This is a genomic window from Occallatibacter sp., from assembly GCF_049582745.1.
Taxonomy (GTDB): Bacteria; Acidobacteriota; Terriglobia; order Terriglobales; family Acidobacteriaceae; genus Telmatobacter.
On the sequence record NZ_JBAUUO010000074.1, the window covers coordinates 152,694 to 170,262 of the forward strand.

At 59.9% G+C, this 17,569-nt stretch carries 13 protein-coding genes and 1 tRNA gene; 11 read left to right on the plus strand and 3 right to left on the minus strand.

Annotated features, from left to right (window positions below):
- Positions 1-5 precede the first annotated feature (5 nt).
- On the plus strand, positions 6-947 hold the full coding sequence (locus tag WCA10_RS12495; protein WP_472822850.1) for a VWA domain-containing protein: 942 nt from the start codon (positions 6-8) through the stop codon (positions 945-947).
- A 187-nt stretch (positions 948-1,134) separates the two neighbouring features.
- Here WCA10_RS12495 and WCA10_RS12500 read toward each other — a convergent pair.
- Positions 1,135-1,224 (minus strand) — tRNA-Ser (locus WCA10_RS12500).
- 467 nt (positions 1,225-1,691) lie between these two features.
- Between WCA10_RS12500 and WCA10_RS12505 the strand changes: the two genes are divergently transcribed.
- The 4 genes from WCA10_RS12505 (at position 1,692) to WCA10_RS12520 (ending at position 7,871) form a co-directional block, all read left to right on the plus strand.
- Positions 1,692-5,558, plus strand: a complete 3,867-nt coding sequence (locus tag WCA10_RS12505) for an alpha-amylase family glycosyl hydrolase (protein ID WP_472822851.1) — start codon at positions 1,692-1,694, stop codon at positions 5,556-5,558.
- Positions 5,559-5,664: 106 nt separating this feature from the next.
- Complete coding sequence (locus WCA10_RS12510; RefSeq protein WP_472822949.1) at positions 5,665-6,450, plus strand: ABC transporter ATP-binding protein; 786 nt, start codon at positions 5,665-5,667, stop codon at positions 6,448-6,450.
- Between the two features lie 3 nt (positions 6,451-6,453).
- Positions 6,454-7,212 (plus strand): ABC transporter permease, encoded by a 759-nt coding sequence (locus WCA10_RS12515; RefSeq protein WP_472822852.1) that lies wholly within the window; start codon positions 6,454-6,456, stop codon positions 7,210-7,212.
- Positions 7,213-7,214: 2 nt separating this feature from the next.
- Positions 7,215-7,871: a TetR/AcrR family transcriptional regulator gene (locus WCA10_RS12520; RefSeq protein WP_472822853.1), complete on the plus strand. Its 657-nt coding sequence runs from the start codon at positions 7,215-7,217 to the stop codon at positions 7,869-7,871.
- 43 nt (positions 7,872-7,914) lie between these two features.
- Here the strand turns inward: WCA10_RS12520 and WCA10_RS12525 are convergent, their stop codons facing one another.
- The gene (locus WCA10_RS12525) at positions 7,915-9,738 is read right to left on the minus strand and encodes an amidase (protein ID WP_472822854.1); all 1,824 of its coding nucleotides are present in this window, start codon (positions 9,736-9,738) and stop codon (positions 7,915-7,917) included.
- Between the two features lie 215 nt (positions 9,739-9,953).
- Here WCA10_RS12525 and WCA10_RS12530 point away from each other — a divergent pair, with 215 nt between their 5' ends.
- The 4 genes from WCA10_RS12530 to WCA10_RS12545 all read left to right on the plus strand — a co-directional run bounded on the left by WCA10_RS12530 (position 9,954) and on the right by WCA10_RS12545 (position 13,797).
- Complete coding sequence (locus WCA10_RS12530) at positions 9,954-10,799, plus strand: acetyl-CoA carboxylase carboxyltransferase subunit alpha (protein ID WP_472822855.1); 846 nt, start codon at positions 9,954-9,956, stop codon at positions 10,797-10,799.
- 106 nt (positions 10,800-10,905) lie between these two features.
- On the plus strand, positions 10,906-11,946 hold the full coding sequence (locus WCA10_RS12535) for a lysostaphin resistance A-like protein (RefSeq protein ID WP_472822856.1): 1,041 nt from the start codon (positions 10,906-10,908) through the stop codon (positions 11,944-11,946).
- Between the two features lie 111 nt (positions 11,947-12,057).
- Positions 12,058-13,464, plus strand: coding sequence for a hypothetical protein (locus tag WCA10_RS12540; protein WP_472822857.1), 1,407 nt, complete (start codon positions 12,058-12,060; stop codon positions 13,462-13,464).
- Positions 13,465-13,617: 153 nt separating this feature from the next.
- On the plus strand, positions 13,618-13,797 hold the full coding sequence (locus WCA10_RS12545; RefSeq protein ID WP_348261564.1) for an Rcat domain-containing protein: 180 nt from the start codon (positions 13,618-13,620) through the stop codon (positions 13,795-13,797).
- Between the two features lie 431 nt (positions 13,798-14,228).
- Here WCA10_RS12545 and pyrF read toward each other — a convergent pair whose 3' ends face one another.
- Entirely contained in the window at positions 14,229-14,999 is a 771-nt protein-coding gene (pyrF, locus tag WCA10_RS12550) for an orotidine-5'-phosphate decarboxylase (RefSeq protein WP_472822858.1), read from the minus strand.
- Between the two features lie 265 nt (positions 15,000-15,264).
- Between pyrF and WCA10_RS12555 the strand changes: the two genes are divergently transcribed.
- Positions 15,265-16,596 carry a cytochrome c3 family protein gene (locus tag WCA10_RS12555; protein ID WP_472822859.1) on the plus strand — a complete coding sequence of 444 codons (1,332 nt, stop codon included), beginning with the start codon at positions 15,265-15,267 and terminating at the stop codon, positions 16,594-16,596.
- Entirely contained in the window at positions 16,589-17,452 is an 864-nt protein-coding gene (locus tag WCA10_RS12560; protein WP_472822860.1) for a formate dehydrogenase subunit gamma, read from the plus strand. Before WCA10_RS12555 ends, WCA10_RS12560 begins: the two co-directional genes overlap by 8 nt.
- Positions 17,453-17,569: the final 117 nt, after the last annotated feature.

Genomic DNA, 17,569 nt, shown 5'->3' on the forward strand with positions numbered 1-17,569 from the left:
ATCCAATGAAACTGCGTGTAAACGTTGTATTGGTGCAACTCAACATCGCAGTAATGGATAGCAAGGGGAACTACGTGACGGACCTTCGTCCTGAAGATTTTGCGATCACCGAGGACAAGATACCGCAGAAGATCTCCACCTTCGAAGAAAGCCGGGAATCGGCGCCCAGTTCCAGGGAGGTTACTCGGCCGGGTCAGGTTTCCGCGTCGGAAGCCGCGCGCCAGGTTTCGGAGCCCGATCCGTCGCCGCAGATTGATCCACCGGCAGACGGCCCGCATTTGAATGAAGCCACAGTGTTTGTTCTGTTCGACACCAGCAACTACATGTACCGAAGTTTTGTGTTCGCGCAGGACGCGATCACCGATTTTGTCCGCTCGATGGATGATGCGAGCAGGATCGCGTTTTATTCGTATTGCCGGGATCTCTCTCGCGGGATTCAATTGACTTCCGATCGCTTCCGCTTGATCAACGGGGTACGGAGTACGGTCGCCGGTGATGATGCCGCACTCTACAACAGTCTCTTGTTGACGGTGAAAGATGCTGCGCCGCTCAAGGGTCGCAAAGCGGTCGTGGTGTTTTCAAACGGTCCCGACAATGCCAGTTCGATTCCCCCGGAGGATGTGGCTGAGTTGGCACAATCGACGGGTACGATCATTTACATCATCAGCACCCGGCAGGCCCAGGAGGATCCTGTTTCTGCTGCTGCATTTGAGCGCATGAGCAAGGTTTCGGGCGGCAAGGCTTACTTTGCGAAGAACTGGCGCGAAGAAAAGCAGGCGTTCGCCTCAATCCGGGAGGACTTGGTCCACCTCTATACACTGAGTTATTATCCTCAGGCGAATCCCAATCGCGGCTGGCGTTCAATCAAGGTGAGCCTGGAAGGTAAGGCGCTGCAGAAATATCGCGTTCGCACCCGGGATGGCTACCGACTCATTGGGCAAAGGTAGAAGATATCTTCGCTCGAACTCCGCGAAGTTATTGGAATCTTCCGAATTCGCATTGTTCGGTGAGAAGAACGATTTCAACCTCCGGCCCCTGCTGGTCCCAACAGGTGCCCAGCAAACTATGGCTTCCGCTGGAAGGGAGTGGACAGGCTCATGGTTGAACCTGCCTGGACACTGCTGGTAGGCGTTCTGGCGGAGAGGGGGGGATTCGAACTCCCGGAGCCCGTAAAGGCTCACTCGCTTTCGAGGCGAGCGCAATCGACCACTCTGCCACCTCTCCGCTTTGATTGGAACACATCTCGAGCGAAGCGCTGGGGCCCGGCGGCCGGCGATCCATGGCGAGAAGTGGCAGCAATCGCGGTCGTTCGCGGCCGGATCTCGCAGACTGGGATACTTCCCCAGCAGCAAAGTTGAGGCTGCGATGCGATTGCGCATCCTAAGTTTACCGGTCTCGATGCCGCTATGGCAATTCCGAAGGCGGCGGCTTTCGATTCCGCGCTGAGGAGGTCTGGGCTGGCCGCGGGTTTTGCGCGGGTGCCGGGCAGCCGGTTGGGGGATGCCTTGCGTGCCGCAATGAGTGGGATAGGTTTACGCGACTGACAGAAGCAGTCGGTCGCCGCGAGGTGTTACTTTACTCTCTGGCCTGGTTTGTCGCAGCGGGATGGCTCGAATATCGACGAAAACAACAGCCTGTGGGAATTCACATTCCACGTCTTGCACGCTGTTTGCAGGGGAGCTGAAACTCAGATGATGGAGTTCCACATCTCGCGAAAGGCCCGGGAACGCTACAGGTTCGCGGAGTCGCTTTTTTCCTACAATGGCAACGTGGTTTTCGCCAACGTGGCGGCCTGCCGCGCCTTTGCGCACCAGATGAATCTCGTGCGCGAGGCCGACAAGAACCCCGACCTGGCCGTGCACGCCGGGCAGTTATTCGCCATGGGCCTGATCGACGAGGCGAGCCACGTGCTGATGGCCCGCTACCGCGAGCAGTTTGACCCCGAGGTGATGACCTCGGCGCTGGACTGGTTTGCGGGGCGCGTGGGAACGCGCGAACTCGACACCATGCTGCTCACGTTCGTGGAGCATTTTCCCGGCCAGAGCGTGATGCGGGGCGAGGAGACTCCGCGGCAATGGCTGAACGGCAAGACCGGCAAAACGACGCATCGCGAGGCGGCGCTCGAAGAGCTGCTCCTGTTGTGGTCGGCCAATCGCAACGAGGCTTTCAAAAAATTCGAAGAACTATTTGAAGACAAGCCACTGGCAGAAAAGACGGTCTACAAGCAGGTGACGCAGGAGCTTCCCCAGTATTTTGCTACGCGTCCGCTGATCCCTGTTGAAGGAGCGACGGCGATCAGCCTCTTCGACCTGCTGCGAGCGCCTGTGAGTGGTGCGCCTGCCTCGCTCAGCGAGCAACTGGCCCTGATCCGCAAACTGTGGCGCCCGCTGCTGGGTGACTCGATGGATCGTCTTCTGATGATGGGCGGCGAGGTTCTGCATGAGGAAGAGCTGGCCATCTGGATGCAATTCAATCCCGATGCTGCCCGCGCTCGCGCTGCCGCCGAAGAGGCCGCGCGCCGGCGCCGCGAGCAGGGAACGCAGCAATGGCCGTCCATCGTAAGCGAATCGCAGGTACCCACATTTGGCGATCCTGCGAACGAGTACGAAAAGTTCAGCCCCGACACTGCGTGGATGCCGAATACCGTTCTGATCGCGAAGAGCACCTACGTGTGGCTGGCGCAGTTGAGCAAACAGTACGGCCGGCACTTTCACCGGCTCGATCAGATCCCCGAAGAGGAACTGGCCACGCTGGCCCATCGCGGCATCAACTCGCTGTGGCTGATCGGCGTGTGGGAACGCAGCCGCGCTTCGAAAACCATCAAGCAGCTTTGCGGCAATCAGGATGCGGTGGCCTCGGCTTATTCGCTCTTTGACTACAAGATTGCCGAAGACCTGGGCGGGGAATCGGCATACATCACGCTGCGCGACCGCTGCTATCACAAGGGTATTCGTCTCGCCAGCGACATGGTACCGAACCACATGGGCATCGATTCGCCGTGGGTAATCGAACATCCCGAGTGGTTTATCTCGCGCAATGAGTCGCCCTATCCGGCATACAGCTTCAACGGACCGGACCTCTCGCACGACAGCCGCGTGGAGATCAAAATCGAAGATCACTACTTCGAACAGACTGACGCGGCAGTGGTCTTTCGCCGCCGCGACAAGTGGACCGGCGATACGCGCTTTATCTATCACGGCAACGACGGTACCAGCTTTCCGTGGAACGACACCGCGCAACTGGACTATCTGAATGCCGCCGTACGCGAACAGGTGATCCAGACCATCCTTTATGTCGCGCGCCTCTTTCCCGTGATTCGATTTGATGCTGCGATGACGCTGGCCAAGCGTCACTTTCATCGGCTCTGGTTTCCGGGGCCCGGATCTAGCGGCGCCATTCCGTCGCGTGCCGAGTACAGCATGAGCCAGGCGGAATTTAACCGGCACATGCCGCACGAATTCTGGCGCGAGGTTGTCGATCGCGTGGCCGCTGAGGTGCCCGGCACACTGCTGCTGGCCGAGGCTTTCTGGCTGATGGAGGGCTACTTCGTCCGCACTCTTGGCATGCATCGGGTTTACAACAGCGCCTTCATGAACATGCTGCGCGACGAGAAGAATGCCGAATACCGTTCCGTCATCAAGAACACCCTGGAATTCGATCCGGACATCATGAAGCGTTACGTTAACTTCATGAGTAATCCCGATGAAAGAACAGCAATTGACCAGTTTGGTAAGGGCGATAAATGCTTCGGGGTGACCGCCCTCATGGCCACGCTGCCGGGATTGCCGATGTTTGGGCACGGCCAGATCGAAGGTTTCACCGAAAAGTACGGGATGGAGTACCAGCGCCCTCGTTACGACGAGACGCCGGACCACTGGCTCGTTGAGCGCCACGAGCGAGAGATTGCGCCGCTGCTGAAACGCCGCTGGGTTTTCGCGGAGAGCCACAACTTCCTCCTCTACGACTTCTTTGAAGCATCCGGTTCGGTCGACGAGAATGTCTTCGCCTACTCCAACCGCACCGGCAACGAGCGCGCGCTCATTGTCTACAACAATCGTTACGGCGAGGCGCACGGAACCATCCACAACTCCGCCGCCTACGCCGACAAGGGCAACGCGCAACTGCGCCAGCGGCGAATTGGCGATGGGCTTGGATTCGCGGGAGATTCCGGCGCAATTCTCGCCTACCGCGACGTGCTTACAGGTCTCGAATACCTGCGCCGCGCGAATGAATTCTCGGACCGCGGCCTAACTTTCCACCTGCATGCCTATCAATGCCATGTCCTTATGGATTGGCACGAGAAGTGGTCTTCGGCAGAGTATCCGTGGGACCGGCTGTGCGATCAGCTCAACGGCCGCGGTGTGCGCAGCCTCGACGATGCGCTCATCGACATGGAATTGCAGCCGATGTACCACGCGCTGCGGTCACTTCTCGATCAGGACACGATTCGCCTTTTGTCAGATCTCGCCGAACATCCGCGCACCGCCGCCGGAAACGGCAGCGTGAGCGCCGCCATCGATCGCAAGGCGAATCGCAAGCGCAGCGAACTGTTCAATTTCGCGTGGAAGCGCTGTGAAGCCTTTGTGCGCATCGCGCAGCAGGCATGGCGCACGCGCACCGGTGGGCAGGGTGAGTTGACGATGCCGGGATTGCTTGGCCCAGCGTTCCGCGAACGGCTTACCGCCGCCATGCGGATTCCAGTGGTGGAAGCGCTGTTCCCGCAGCCATGGACCGCGGCCGCCCGTCGCGTGCTGCCCAGCCCCAGCCCGCAGTTGACTGCGACCGCCATGTGGGCTCCCATCATCGCGTGGTGCGCGCTGGAGACGCTGGCCGAATCGATCAACGCGAATAAACCGGAACAGATCGCGCTCGAAGCATTTGATCGTTTGCGCCTGCGTCAGCCACTTGGTGAATCCTTCAACGCGCTCGGATTTGAAGGGGAAGCGGGTTGGCGTGCCGCCGCGCGGATCAAGGTCGTACTTCTGGCACAGGCAGAGATAGCCAGGGCAAAGACCGTTGAGAAAGCAAAGTTGCCTGCGACGCCGGCGGAAATCGATTCGAAACCAATCGCCGAGCCGAAGGTGGAGCAGGACCTAGATCGTCCGGCAACGCCCGCTGTGCCGGCAATTCCGGAGCCCATCGTATGCGGCATTCCGCGCGAACTCTGGTCCGACCCCGATGTGCGCTGGCTGACAGGAGTGCACGACGCGGGAGACAGTACCTACGTGGTCTGCGAGCCCTATGAAGAACTGCTGTGGTGGCTGCAGATGCCGGAGTTGCTGAGCATCGCCGGCCAGCCCTCGCCGAACAAGTCCGAAGTCCGCGCACTGAATGCGAAGGTGCATGAAGCCTCGGCCGCAGCGGATAAGGCCGGCTATCGCCTGCAGACAATGCTGGGCGTCGATGCGAAGAAACCCGGAACGCCCGCGACTCCGACTGAGAAAGAGGCAGGATCCGGAAGGGAAGCGGCGCAGACGGAGGATGACTCGGCATCGGCCGCTCGCGTGGCTAACTCGCGGAAGGCTTCAGAAGAATTGCCGGTCAAGCCGAACAAATAGGCCGCACGATTCTTATCGAAAACCACGAAATCAAGCTATTGACAAACTGAACTAAACCGTTCAGTATTGAATCTCGCGCCCCGGGAGGTCGCTCGCTTTGATCAGGGTGCAAAACCTCGTAAAGACATTCGGCACGTTCACCGCCGTCAACGATGTCTCCTTTGACGTTGCGGCCGGCGAGATATTCGCCTTCCTTGGCCCCAATGGAGCAGGGAAGACCACCACCATCAAAATGCTCACCACGCTCTTGCGCCCCACCAGCGGCGCCATCGAACTCGACGGCCTCGATCCGCAGACGCATCAGAACGAAGTTCGCCAGCGCTTCGGTATCGTCTTTCAAGACCCGAGCTTGGACGGCGACCTCACCGCATGGGAGAACATGGAAATCCACGGTGTGCTCTATCATGTTCCGCACAAGACGCGCCATCATCGCTCCGAAGAACTCCTGAAACTGTTCGAACTCTGGGAGCGCCGCAACGACCAGGTGAAGAAATTTTCCGGCGGCATGAAGCGGCGTCTCGAAATCGCCCGTGGCTTTCTGCATACGCCGAAGATTTTGTTTCTCGATGAACCAACGCTCGGCCTTGACCCGCAGAGTCGCAACCAGCTCTGGAATCACGTGAAGCGTGTCAACGAATCTGAGAACGTGACTGTCATGCTCACCACGCACTATATGGATGAGGCGGACCGCGTCGCGCATCGCATCGGCATTATCGATCACGGCAAACTGGTCACCCAGGGAACTCCGGCGCAGATCAAGGAGCAGACCGGCACCGCGACGCTCGAAGACGCATTTCTCAAACTGACCGGCTCGACCATCCGCGACGAGAGCGCCAACTCAACTGACCAGATGCGTCAGTTCGCCAAAATGTGGCAGCAGCAAAGGAGGTAGTCGATGAGTGCCATCTATATTCTCTGGCTGCGCGAGCTCAAGCGGTACACGCGCTCGCGCGCGCAGATCGTTGCATCCCTGGGGCAGCCTATGCTCTACCTGCTTGTACTGGGGTTTGGCCTCAATCCCGTGTTCAAGCGTGCAGGCTATGGTAGCTATTTCCAATTCATCGCTCCAGGAGTAATTGGAATGTCGGTGCTCTTTTCTTCAATCTTCTCCGGCCTCGGCCTGCTGTGGGACCGCCAGTTTGGCTTTCTTAAAGAGACACTGGTGGCTCCGGTGCCGCGCATCCAGATCATGATCGGCCGCACCCTCGGTGGCTGCACGGTAGCTGTCATTCAGGGGCTGCTCGTTTTGACGATCTGTCTCATCTCCGGCTTCCGTCCGGCAAACTGGTTTGCCATTCCAGTGGCCATCGGATTCATGGTGCTTATCGCTTTACTCTTCGCCGCGCTGGGAGTGATCTTCGGTTCCAGCCTTCAGGACATGCAGGGATTTCAGCTCATCATGAACTTCCTGGTCCTTCCCATCTACTTTCTCTCCGGAGCCATGTTCCCGCTCACCAACCAGGGCAAAATCCTCGGTTTCATCACCGCCCTCGATCCGCTTTCCTACGGCATCGACGGTATGCGTTCGGTGCTCCTCAGCGCGGCCTCCTTCCGTCCGGCGTTCGGTATCAGCATCGATCTCGCCGTACTCATTGTGGTCGGCACGATTCTCCTGATCGTCGGTGCCTGGCGCTTCTCGAAGATCGAAGCCTAGCCGTGGCCCGCACGCGCAGTATCGAAGCACACGAAAAGGTTCTCAATGCCGCGCTCGGTCTGTTTGCCGAGCGTGGCATCGAGGCCACCAGCATGGACGCCATCGCGCAGGCCTCGGGCGTAAGCAAGGCGACCATCTACAACCACTGGGTCGACAAGGAAGCGTTGCTGCTGGAAGTGATGCTGATGTTGAACGGCCTTGATCGGGAGCCGGAAGACGTCGACACCGGCGACCTGCAGCGTGACCTGACGACCGTGCTCACGCGCAAGCTTCCCGACAAATTCGACGACGCGCGCAATCGCATGATGCCCACGCTCATCGCCTATTCCGCCGTTCATCCAGAGTTCGGAAAGGCATGGCGGCATCGTGTCATGGAGCCGCCGCGGCAGTGTCTGAAGCGCGTGCTGAGGCGCGGCATCGCGCGGGGCCTGCTGCCTGGCAATCTGGATCTCGAGGCCGCTATGGCGCTGCTGCTAGGTCCCATGCTCTACGCGCACGTCTTCCACAAAGAGCAGCACCCGCATGCGCCTGACCTTGGACCGGTGACTGCTCACGCCTTCTGGCGCGCATACAGCAAGGCCCGCGAGCAAAAGATCGAAAGGGCCGGGATCAAAAAGCGCGCGCCTCAGCCGGGAAGCGGCTCGAGGAAACCTCGGTAGCCCGAGGTTCGGGCTGAAAGCTGAGAGCTGACGGCTATATTATTCAGAACCCCGCCGGCCGTTCCCCCGCAACTCCGAAGGCTCTCTCCAGCGCGATTCCCGCTTCGCACAAAGTCCCCTCATCGAAAAGCCTGCCGATCAGCGTCACCCCATGTGGCACCCTGCGTGGCGGCGAAAACTTCGGCAACGGATGCTGCGGATCGGGAGCCCAGTCGCTGCGTGCCTCTGACACTTCGACGAATCCGGCGCGCAATGTAAGCGAGGGATGCCCAGTGTTGTTGGTGATGACCAGAATCTCGTCGCGCAGTGACGGCACCAGCAACAAATCAACCTGAGAGAACACGCGCACCATTTCCATGGCAACCTTGCGTCGCATGCGGTCGGCCTGGACAAAATCCACCGCCGAAAGGAAGCGCGACTGGCGAAAAGTATTCGGCCACGCATCGGGTACCTGCGCTTTTAATTCGGCCTCCTTGTGCGCGAGCGTCAGCTCCTCGAAGGCCGCGGCGCCTTCCGCAAAGAGAATGAGGTTGAGTGAGTCGTAAGGCCAGTCGGGAAGAGAAACTTCTACCAGTTCCATGCCGAGTTTCTTGACCACATCCAGCGCTGCGCGATCCACATCCGTCGCTGGCGTCTCCTTCATCCAGGCAGGGAAGTAGCCGACCCGCAGGCCGGCAACCTTGGCATTCGCATCGAAGGCCAGGGTACTCGGAACGCTTGCGACATCACCCGCATCCGGCCCGGAGATTGCGTTAAGCACAACGATGGTATCTTCCACGTACCGCGCCATCGGCCCCAGTTTGTCCAGCGACCAGCACAGCGTCATTGCACCGGTACGCGCAACGCGTCCATAGGTCGGCCGCAGTCCGGTAACGCCGCAGCGCATCGAAGGGCTCACGATGCTGCCACCGGTCTCGCTGCCAATGGCGAATCCAACCAGCCCTGCCGCCGTTGCCGCGCCCGGCCCGGCGCTCGATCCGGATGCGCCTTCTTCGGGCAGCCACGGATTCATTGTCTGTCCGCCGAACCAGATGTCGTTCAAGGCCAGCGCACCGAGGCTCAGCTTTGCCACCAGTACAGCACCTGCCGCATTCAACCGCTCCACCACCGCGCTGTCTTTTTTCGGAACGCGATCACGGTAGGGCTCTGCACCATACGTCGTCGGAATGCCGGCTGTGTCCAGCAGGTCCTTCGCCCCCCATGGAATTCCGTGCAGAGGTCCGCGATATTTCCCCGCCGCAATCTCCGCGTCCGCCTGCCGCGCCTGCTCCAGCGCGTGATCGCGCGTCAGCGTAATCACGCAGTGCAGCTTCGGATTGAACTTTTCGAGCCTGCCTAGATAAATCTGCGTCAATCGCTCCGATGTAATGACGCGCGACTTGATCCATCGGCCAAGTTGGGGAACGGATGCGTAGGCGATGTTCTCCTCGTTGGCGGGCAAGGGAACGTGCACCCCTTCGCCGATTACGAAATGGTTTCCTGCCGTGCCGGATTTTCCGGCCTGCACGCCGGGCAGCATCGGGTTCCAGACCGTCGCCGGCGCAAGGCCTTCCTCCAGTGCCAACGTGCGCGGGCCGGTTCGGCGTTCATAGAGCCGCGCCATCGCTTGGCGCCAGTTGCCCGCGGCCTCCGAGCGGTCGGCCGGCGACATCTCGATCTGCACCAGCTTCTCCGCTTCGGCAAACGTGTCAGCGGTCACTTCGGGTCCAACTGGCGGCGCGGTGCCGGATGCGGTTGGCGCTCCTGGGGTCTGCTGATTGGCGGGTAACGCGGGAGTCTGTGCGCTGCTCTGGGCATCAAGCGGAAGCGCTGCGCCCAAAGCTCCAAGCGCGCTGGCGGCGAGGAAATCTCTGCGTGTCTGGGTCATTTTGCCTTCGTTCGAAGCATGTGAATTGAGGAGTGCGGCAAGACTAGAAGCAATATACTCTGCGCATCGGAGGGTGGCGGCGTGCATGTTCGGCCGTCAATCTAACCTTTTGATTCCAGCAAGGATTTGTCCAACGCAGCGCCGCCCCGTAGAATCACTAGGAGCAGCATGCGGGGCAGGAGGGTCGCTCGTGTCCCAGCCGCTGCCGACTAGCGATGAGCGAACAACCATCAGGTTCCACTGACGTCCCGCAGCCGGTTTCACCTGCGTGGAAGAGAATTGAGACGGCACGCCATCCTCAGCGGCCCTATCCCATGGACTTTATCGAGCGAATCTTCACGGATTTCAGCGAGATTCACGGGGATCGCGCTTTTGGCGACGATGCCGCAATAGCTTGCGGCATGGCGCGCCTCGGCGACGATGAGGTGCTGGCGATCGCCAACCGCAAAGGCGGCTCTACCAAGGAGCGTGTCAAGCGCAACTTCGGCATGCCGCATCCCGAAGGCTATCGCAAGGCGCTGCGCTGCATGAAAATCGCGGAGAAATTCAACCGCCCCGTCATCAGCCTGATCGATCTTCCGGGCGCTTATCCAGGACTGGGCGCGGAGGAGCGCGGCCAGGCCGAAGCCATCGCTCGCAACATCCGCGAGATGGCGCGGCTGCGGGTGCCCACAATTTCCATTATCAGCGGCGAAGGCGGATCGGGCGGGGCCTTGGCTCTGGCCGTCAGCGATCGCGTGCTGATTCTCGAAAATGCGCTCTACTTCGTGATTACGCCGGAGTCTTGCGCGGCCATCATGTGGCGCGACGCGGCGCACAAACAGCAAGCCGCCGAGGCCATGCGCATCTCTGCGCCGGAGGTTGCCGCGCTTGGTTGCGTAGACGAGATCATTAGCGAACCGCCCGGCGGCGTACATACCGATCATCCCGTAGGAGCCGGACTGGTGGGCGCTGCGATCCAAAAGCACCTCGCCGAGTTGAAATCCATGTCTGTCGATGCGCTTATCGCAGCGCGGCAGTTGAAGTTCCGCAACATCGCCCAGTGCTACACAGAAAGTTAGTGCGCGTGCCGTTCCGAGAAGCCATCGAGCACGGCCGCTCGCACGATAGTCGCCGATCCCCAATGTCCATCGTCAACACATATGCGCTAGTTCACGGGAGACCGCGATGAGTGCGCCTGTACGCGCCGGCAAGATGCGCGCCTATCTCGAATTCGTCGCCGCGGTCCTCTATTTCTTCGTGGCGCGGTCCTTCGCCCACGGGGCCGCTATCCGCATTCAGCACGTTGCCTGGGAACCTCTGATCGAGCAGTTTCTATTGGCAACGTTCCTCATTCTCGGTTACGCCGCCTTTGGCTCCCTCTTCGACCGGCAGTCGGGGTCGATCGCTGCGCAGGGCCTGCCTCTTCGCACCGGCTGGACACGCGAGGCCGGCGTTGGCATGGCAGTGGGCTGGGGCGCAGTGGTCGTCTGCGTTCTCGCCATGGTCGTCATCGGCGGCATTGCCGTCGTCGTCACCACCCAGCCATCCGCGTGGCCATGGCTGGTTGCAGACGCAGCCTACTTCGCGCTCCTCGCGCTTGGCGAAGAAGTCGCTTTTCGAGGTTACGGCTTTCAACGTTTTGCTGCCGTGGTCGGGTCATCGGGTGCGGCGTTTGGCTTCGCCCTGTTTTATGCCATCGTCCACGCCTTGCAGCCGGGATCGACGAATGCCAGCATCGCCATCTCTGTCGTCTTCAGCTTTCTGCTCACGACGGCTTATCTGCGGACGCGTGCCCTGTGGGTGAGTTGGGGACTCAACTTTGGCTGGAAGGCCTCGCAGGCACTTATCTTCGGGCTGACGGTCAGCGGCGTCAGCAGCCACTCTCCGATTATTGAGGGAAACCCGATGGGGCCGTTCTGGCTTACCGGCGGCGGCTTCGGCCTCGACGAAAGCTGGTTCGCTTGCCTCGTCCTTCTTGTCGCATTTCACGTGGTTTACAGCGTTACGCGCGATCTCGATTTTCGCTTTAACGCACCAGTCGTCATTCCCGGCGGTATCGCGGTCGATCTGGATGCCGCTGCCCGCCGCCAGCACGAGACGGCTTTGGGCCCTGCCGCTGAACCGCCGGCGCCCTCCCTGGTCCAGATTCTTCCGGTAGCCGCGCCACCCGCGCCTGCCCAGCCCGCATCCGAGCCTCCAGCAGCCGACCCCGAAGATACTCGCTGAATGCGCCCGGCTCATAGACCCCCTGCTCCGGTTCATATCTTCGATTTGACCTTTGTGGTTGATTAGAACTACTGTTGGCACAACACTACGCGCGGCCATGGGAGGACGCCCATGATCAGGCCAATGCCCACCATCCCTTCTCCGGTAGTTATCCCTCGCCATTTTGCTGGAATTTGCCGCCACGGCGTAGCGGGCGCTTGTGTGCTGACTTTGGCCTTCGCCGGCGTCCTGGCAGCGGCACAAGCCATCACAATCGATACGCATAGCGGAGCAAACCACGGAAGTCTAGGTGGCACCGTCGACCGGCGTTATGCCCAGATCAAGCCCACCAATGTTCCCCTCACCCAGTCTGAACTGGATGCGAAGACCAGGAGCGAACTGATCCGTGTGCTGCAGGCCGAACAGGGATTTGCCATGCGTCCCTTTCCCATGGGTCACAAGGGCCTGAAACTGGAGGCAAACGGCAAGCTAATCCCCGCCGGTGAGCCCTATCTCGACATGGTCACGGAATTCGGAATCTGCGCAAAGCCCGGCGACCGCGTGGTGCTTACCGACATCAAGTTTGACCACAACAAAATCATCTTCGAGCTGAACGGCGGCCCCGACCTGAAACATCGCTTTCTGCGCCACATCGAGCTGGGCGGCGGCGGCATGATGAATCCCGTCGTGCAGGACGACGGCAACCCCGCCACGGGCGCCCGTCTCACACTGGAGTTCAAAGGCCACGTCCCGGAACTCACCGGTACAGAGGTTGAAGCGCTTCTCGCTCCCCTGATCTCCTTCGGCGTCAAGACGCCCATCGAGGCGTTCACTGATACGCTTCCGGCCAAGCTCAAGAGCGCAATTCTGAGCCACGACGTGATGGTTGGCATGACTACCGACATGGTGCTCTTTGCCCTTGGCCAGCCCGAACGCAAGGTGCGCGAGATCGAAGGACAGATGCCCTTCGAAGAGTGGATATATGGCTCGCCTCCCAAGCCTGTTGAGTTCGTCCGCATCAACGGGAATCGCGTTATTCGCGTTGAGATCGCCAAAGTAGGCGAAGAACCCGTTGTCTTTACCAAAGATGAAGTTGAAGGCATGATGCGCACAGACGGCTCGCCCCTCGTCGCTTCAGATGCCGCGGCCCACACGGTCAAAATGGGCGATGTCCAGCGCGATCCTGATACGCAGGCCCCCGCGCCTCCGCCCACGCTCACGGCACCAGGAGAGAAACTGCCCGACTACGCGGGGCAGAATCAGCCTGGCGCCATGAAGCCGGTCGAGTTTCCCAAGCAGAAGCCGGATGACTATCCCGATGTCGAAGCGGCCCGGCGCGCCGACCAGGCCAGGGCGGCTGAGGCAGCCGACAAGGCGAAAGATACGCAGCCGGATGCCTCCAGGGACAAGCCTGCAAACGGCAGCACAGGCACGCAAGAGCCCTCCGGTGGCCAGGGAAGCAGTTCGTCGCAATCTCCCGCAAGTGCGCCCTCCTCCACCCCAGCGCCTCCGTCGGCTGACGCGACCCCGCCGCACTGAGTCCTGATGTAAACTAGGAGGCAGCGAGTCCGGCTGCCTCCCGCAAACAAAATTGCAAGCAGGGGTGAGTTCATCGACCGCGCCGTTGAAGCCGCGTGCAGCAATCTTGCGCGTGTGTGCAGAGACACTCTTCAAAGGAGAAACACCCGACCCATGGCCAAAATTGCCAAAACCGGCGACCGCAAGAAAGCAATGGACACGACGAAGTCCACCGACTGCCCCAAGTGCAGCAAACCGACGCGCATCGTCAAGCGCGTAAAGGATCGCGAGCGCGGCGTACCGGGCGGAGTCTATATCTCCTGCTCAGCCTGCGACTTCTACGAAAAACTTTAAGTCCTGGAATAACTCTCAGCTGATGGGAAAGCCCGGCATACCGCCGGGCTTTTCTTTCTATATCGCTCTTTACTTCGCTGGAAGATAGGCTTCAACCCCACTCAGGGCATCGACGCCGCCGTGATGGCATGTATCGGATGGATGGTCTGCATCAGGGTAGGACTTCAATCATGTCAAAAGCTTGACCCAAGAAGGTGCGGGCTTTACAGGCTGCGGAGAAACTCGTTGCTTTGAAAGGGCACGGCTTCAGCCGTGCGGTAAGAGGCACCATAATCAACGTCGGCTTAGCCGCGGAGGGAGGTTCTTTCGACGATTCGCCATTTCATTCCGGTTTTTCCGCAGCCTGCTTTATCCCCCGAGGGATGTTTTTCTAACCTTCGAGACCGTTCGGAAGCCTCCCCTGCATGCCGCCGCATCGAGCACAGGTGGCGCTACATCGCTTCCGCCATCTCTTCCAGAATGGCCTTGGCCGCTTCTACCGGGTTTGGCGCCTGGGTTATCGGCCGTCCGACGACCAGGTAGCTGGCGCCCAGTCGCAACGCTTCGGCAGGCCCCGCAACACGTTTCTGATCGCCGAGCGCAGCTCCCGCCGGCCGAATCCCGGGGATGACCAACACACCCTCAGGCCCGGTCAGGGATCGAACCGCCGCCACCTCCTGCGGCGAGCAAACAAAGCCGCGAATGCCCGCGCCGATTCCCATCTTCGCCAGCGTCTCGACTTGTAAAGAAGGCATGCAATCGACGCCAACCGCATGCAACTGGTCCGCATCCATGCTTGTCAGAACTGTGACAGCTAGTAATTCCGGCGGATTCGTAACCCCAGCCAACGCATTCTTTGCCGCGGCCAGCATGGCCGGACCACCGCCCGCATGTACGGTCAGCATGCGCACGCCAAGCCCTGCCGCCGAGCGAACAGCCCCTGCAACCGTGTTGGGAATATCGTGCAGTTTGAGATCGAGAAACACATTGTGCCCGCGCGCAACGATTGGTTCCAGAACTGCCGGGCCGGCTGCAACAAAAAGCTCCAACCCGACCTTGAACCATCTGCAGGTACCTTCGAGTTCCGCGACAAGGCGCATGGCCGACCGTGCATCGGGAACATCGAGCGCAACAATCAGGCGTTGGCGGGCAAGCTCGATCGGGTCATTCATGACGGCTTTGGCGACCTCGGCGGGGACGGCAGCGGTCTCAGAGTGGGACATACCTCAATCGTACCCCGGTTCCTTGCGCGGCGATTGGCGTTCCGTTTGCCATTTTGCATCTGAGAATCCCTGGTGGAGACCGATTTCTGGCAGTCGCGGTCCAGCAATGCACTGTGAAGTGGCATGCGTCACACAGGGATATCTTTCCACACATCCCATAAGTCCTGCAGTTGTGACAACTATCACTGCCAGCGGATGCGCAAAGAGAGTCTTCTCAAAGGTGCAATCCCCGCCAGAGTTTTCCGAAGAAGCGGAGAAATCTGCTATGGGGAAGCCATGTGCGCAAATGCAACTGCTCACGCACCATGGAGGAAGATACGGCCGCATGACCAAAGCCGCACGCATTGTTTCGTTCTTCATTGCTATTGTTGTGGGCACAGCCGACTGGTTTTTCGGCTTGTTCCAGACCGCTCGACGGCATCGGGCCGCGACGCTCGGCTTCCTGGCCCTGTTCCTGCTCGCTATGCCGCACCGGCTGGCCGCGCAAGCGGATTGCCTGGCTTGTCATGGCGACAAGACCATGCAGGACGCAGCCGGTCACAGCATCGCCGTCGATGGCGACAAGTTCAGCGCCAGCATGCACGGAAGCCTGCAATGCAACAACTGCCATGCCGACATCAAGCAATACCCGCATCCTGATCACATTGCCAAGGTCGACTGCAAAACCTGCCACGCTGAAGAAGCTTCGAAGCTCACCGCCAGCGTGCACTCGTCTTCAAAGGATCATCCCTGCACGAGCTGCCACGGCAACGCGCATGAGATATTTCCCAAGACCGACGCCCGCTCCGCCGTCTACCCGCTCAACGTGCCCAAGACCTGCGGCCAGTGCCACAGCGATGGCGCCATGGCGAACAAGAAGGGTTTGTCAAGCGTCTATCCGCACTACATGGATTCGATCCATGGCTTTGCGCTTAGCAAAGAAGGCCTGCTTGTTGCAGCCAACTGCCAGAGCTGCCACGGATCGCATGGGATTCTTAGTCACAACAATCCAGCCAGTTCGACCTACAAGGCGAACATCCCCAAAACTTGCGGCACATGCCACGCCAAAATCAACGACGACTACCAGGGCGGCGCCCATGGCCACGCTGTCGCTTCGGGCAATTTGAAGGCGCCTGTCTGTACCGATTGCCACACTGCGCACGCGATCCTGCAGCCGACAGAATCCGAATTCCGGATGCAGTCGACGCCGATCTGCGGATCCTGCCACAAAGAGAAACTCTCCACTTACCGCGACACGTTCCACTCGCAGCTTGGTTCGCTCGGCGGCTACGTGGAAACAGCGCGCTGCTGGGACTGCCACGGAGCGCACGAGATTTACCCCGCATCAGATCCACGCTCGCCCGTCAACAAGGCCAACCTGGTAAAGACCTGCGGCCGCTGCCACGCCGGCGCGAATCTGAGCTTCGTGCAATATCAGCCGCACGCCAATGCGCATGACCGGCACCTCAATCCGGCTCTCTACTTCGTGCGCCTGTTTATGAACCTGCTGCTGGTCAGCGTGCTTACGTTCTTCGTGATTCACACCATTCTGTGGCTGATTCGTTCCCGATTCGACCAGGTCAGGAAAAAGTCGGCAAATGGAGGCAAAGATGCCTGATCTTGAACTGGCGCCGGCTGAAGACCAGGCGCAAATAACGACCGCGGGCCGCTTTTTCAACCGCTTCACCCGCGAGCAGCGCTACCTTCATCTCGTGCTGTTCAGCACGTTCCTGGGCCTCGCTGGGACGGGACTGCCCCTGCGCTTCAGCGAAAGCATCTGGGCGCGCGGTTTGGCCGGCGCTGTCGGCGGTTTCGGAGCCATCCTCTTCTTTCATAAATTCTGTGCCCTCGTACTCACCATTGCATTTCTAATTCACGTGAAAGAGATCTTCACCCGCGGCCTCCTGCACCGCGAAAAGGGCATCTTCTGGGGCGCGACTTCGATGGTCGCCAACTGGAAAGATGCGAAAGACATGTTCAACCATATGCGCTGGATGGTCGGCCTGGGCCCCAAGCCGCAATTCGAGCGCTACGCTTACTGGGAAAAATTCGACTACTGGGCGGTCTTCTGGGGAATGATCGTGATCGGCTTCTCCGGCTACGCGATGTGGTTCGCGCCGTTCTTTGCACGCTTCCTTCCCGGCTGGGCGCTCAACGCCGCCCTTGTCATTCATAGCGAAGAGGGCCTGCTCGCCATTCTCTTCATCTTTTCCATTCACTTCGTCAACACGCACCTGCGTCCAGACAGCTTTCCGATGGACATGGTGATCTTTACGGGCGTCGAGAGCGAAGAAGAATTCAAGCACAAGCGCCCCCAGGAATACGCACGCATGGTCCGCGAAGGCAAACTTGAGCAGCGCCTCGGCACAGCGCCGGCTCTGTGGTTCGTCAACGGCTCGCGCATCGTCGGATTTACGGCGATATTCATCGGCCTCACCCTCCTGGTCCTGACGCTGACTGCGTATTTCGAATAATCAGGGAGCGGATCATATCAGGGCATGCCTTCAGTCATGCCCTCCCCATCACGCCGGGACTATTTGCTGTGATGCGTCTCCTATCGACTTGTGACTCCTGTCACGGCACGCGCATCG